2 protein-coding genes are annotated in these 3,430 nt (G+C 59.9%); both read left to right on the forward strand.

Annotated elements, in window-relative coordinates; translation table 11 throughout:
- Positions 1-71 precede the first annotated feature (71 nt).
- A complete protein-coding gene (macA, locus tag ACTD9P_RS18180) occupies positions 72-1,223 on the forward strand; it encodes a macrolide transporter subunit MacA (protein WP_438868786.1) in 1,152 nt (383 codons plus the stop codon).
- Between the two features lie 3 nt (positions 1,224-1,226).
- Positions 1,227-3,185, forward strand: coding sequence for a MacB family efflux pump subunit (locus ACTD9P_RS18185; protein WP_438868787.1), 1,959 nt, complete (start codon positions 1,227-1,229; stop codon positions 3,183-3,185).
- Positions 3,186-3,430: the final 245 nt, after the last annotated feature.

Consider the following 3,430-nt stretch of genomic DNA (forward strand, 5'->3'; position numbering starts at 1 on the left):
AGACGGTACACCGCTCCCACATTGTTGAACCGTGCTCGTTGTAGGCCCTCTTCATCTTTTTATGGTCATTTATGGAAAAGTCAAAGTTTCGCAAAATTGGAATGCTCGCGGTGTTGGCGGTTGCCATTGGCCTGGTGGTGTACACGGTGCAGGCACCCGCCGACGCGCCGCAGTACCTTACGGCTACGGCTGAGCGCGGTGATATCGAGAATGCGGTGTTGGCCACCGGTTTGCTTGAAGGTATCAAGCAGGTCGATGTCGGCGCGCAGGTGTCGGGGCAGTTGAAGTCGCTCAAGGTCAAGGTCGGCGACAAGGTGAAGAAGGGCCAGTGGCTGGCCGAAATCGACCCGCTGATCCTGCAGAACACCTTGCGCAAGGCCCAGGTGGATGAGGAAAACCTGCAAGCCCAGCGCCGTGCCACGGCGGCGCAGCTCAGGCAGGCCAAGTCGGTGTATGAGCGCTATAAGGGCTTGCAGGTGGATGAGTCGGTGTCGCGTCAGGATTTTGAAGATGCCGAGTCCACGTTCCAGGTGCAACAGGCCAACCTGTTGTCCCTGGATGCGCAGATCAAAAGCGCGCATATCCAGATCGACACTGCCAAGGTCAACCTGGCGTATACGCGCATCGTCGCGCCCATCGACGGTGATGTGGTGGGTATCGTCACGCAGGAAGGCCAGACCGTGATCGCCAGCCAGTTGGCGCCGGTGCTGCTCAAGCTGGCCGACCTGGACACCATGACCGTCAAGGCCCAGGTGTCGGAGGCCGATGTGATTCATATCAGCCCCGGCCAGCAGGTGTATTTCACCATCCTGGGTGAAGCCGACAAGCGCTACTACGCCAAGTTGCGTGGCACGGAGCCGGCGCCGCAGAACTTCCTCGAAACCCAGACTGCCGGCACGCCCAAGCAGAACACTGCGGTGTTTTACAACGCACTGTTCGATGTGCCCAACCCGGACCATCGCCTGCGCATCGCCATGACCGCCCAGGTGCGTATTGTGCTCGACACCGCACAGGCGGCGTTGATGGTGCCGGTGGCGGCGCTCGGCGCGCGCAATAACGACGGTACTTACCCGTTGCGGGTGCTGGATGCCAAGGGCAAGGCGCTGTCGCGGGATGTGAAGGCCGGCATCAATAACAACGTCAAGGTGCAGATTCTGGAGGGCCTGGCCGAGGGCGACAAAGTCGTGATTGGCGACGCCACCCCAGCTGTGGCGGGGAACTGAGCCATGACCCAACCCCTGTTGGAGCTCAAGGGCATTACCCGCAGTTTCATGGCCGGCGAGCGCGAGTTCATTGCGCTCAAGGGCATCGACCTGACGATTCATGCCGGCGAAATGGTCGCGATCATCGGCGCTTCGGGTTCGGGCAAATCCACCCTGATGAATATCCTCGGCGGCCTCGACTACGCCACCGCAGGCAGCTACAAGATCAACGGTATCGAGACCCGCTCGCTGGGCGATGAACAGTTGGCGGAACTGCGCCGTGATTACTTCGGGTTTATCTTCCAGCGCTACCATTTGCTCGCGCACTTGAGCGCCTTGCACAACGTGGAAATGCCGGCGATCTACGCCGGTACGCCCGAGAGCCAACGGCACAGCCGCGCACGCGATCTGCTCACACGCCTGGGCCTGGCGGGGCACACCACCCACCGCCCGAGCCAGCTCTCCGGAGGCCAGCAACAGCGCGTGAGTATCGCCCGGGCCTTGATGAATGGCGGCGAAGTGATCCTTGCCGACGAGCCCACCGGCGCCCTCGACACCCACAGCGGCAAGGAGGTGATGCGCATCCTCGCCGAGCTGCACGCGGCCGGGCACACGGTGATCATCGTCACCCACGACCCCAAGGTGGCGGCGAACGCCCAGCGCATTGTCGAGGTGTGCGACGGCGAGATTGTCAGCGACAAAGCTAACGACAGTGTGGGGTTGGACCTACCCACCGAGGCGCCGATCGAACCCAAACGCAGCGGTGCGCGACGCTTGGTGGCGAGCCTGGGGCTGTTCAAGGAAGCCTTCAACATGGCCTGGGTCGCGCTGATTTCCCATCGCATGCGCACCTTGCTGACCATGCTCGGTATCGTCATCGGCATCACCTCGGTGGTGTCGATCTCGGCGATCGGCGAGGGGGCCAAGCGGTATGTGCTCAAGGACATCCAGGCGATTGGCAGCAACACTATCGATATCTTTTCCGGCACCAGTTTCGGCGACAGCCGTGCGTCGGCCATCGAGACGTTGATGCCGTCGGATGTGGAGGCGTTGAACCAGCTGTATTACGTCGACAGCGCCACGCCGGTGGTAGGGCGCAACCTGTTGCTGCGTTTCGGCAATATCGACCTTGATGCGCAGGTGAATGGCGTGAGCGATCGTTATTTCAAAGTGAAGGGGCTCAAGCTCGAAGCCGGGATTGCCTTCAGCGAAAGTGATGCGCGGCGTCAGGCGCAGGTGGTGGTGATTGACCACAACACTCGGCATCGCCTGTTCGGGCCGAATGTGGACCCGCTGGGGCAGGTGATCCTGGTTGGGAACCTGCCGTGTACGGTGATCGGGGTGACGGCTGACAATAAAAACATGTTCGCCGCCAGCAAGGCGTTGAACGTGTGGGTGCCTTATGAAACGGCGGCGGGGCGGCTGTTGGGGCAGCGGCATCTGGACAGCATTACCTTGCGTATCAAGGATGGGCAGCCGAGCAAGGTGGTGGAAGACAACGTCAACAAGCTGATGCTGCAGCGGCATGGGACCAAGGATTTTTTCACCAATAACCTTGATAGCATCATGCAGACGGTGCAGAAAACCAGCCGCTCCCTCGCGCTGTTGTTGTCGCTGATTGCGGTGATTTCGTTGTTGGTGGGTGGGATTGGGGTGATGAATATCATGCTGGTGTCGGTGACTGAGCGCACCCGTGAGATTGGGATTCGTATGGCGGTGGGGGCGCGGCAGTCGGATATTCGCCAGCAGTTTCTGGTGGAGGCGGTGATGGTGTGTTTGATCGGCGGGGTAATTGGGATTTCGTTGTCTTACGCCATTGGTTATTTGTTTTCGCTGTTTGTGAAGGAGTGGGAGATGGTGTTTTCCGTGGGGTCGATTGTGACGGCGTTTGCGTGTTCGACGTTGATTGGGATTGTGTTTGGTTTTGTGCCGGCACGGAATGCGGCGCGGTTGGACCCGATTGAGGCGCTGGCGCGGGATTGATTTCTGCTGGCAGCGTTTGACTGGGGGGAGGCTGGTTTGTCGGTGTACATAATCAAGATCTACAGCACGGCGGCCTGAAAGCCGACCTGAGCGGTTGAAGCAAGAGCCAGATCAAGTGCAAGTCAAAAGCCTATTTACCTGATGCAACACAGTCTAAATGTGGGAGCGGGCTTGCTCGCGAATACGGTGTGTCAGTCAATTCATCTGTCACTGACCCACCGCATTCGCGAGCAAGCCCGCTCCCA

It is taken from the genome of Pseudomonas onubensis (assembly GCF_965653655.1).
GTDB lineage: Bacteria > Pseudomonadota > Gammaproteobacteria > Pseudomonadales > Pseudomonadaceae > Aquipseudomonas.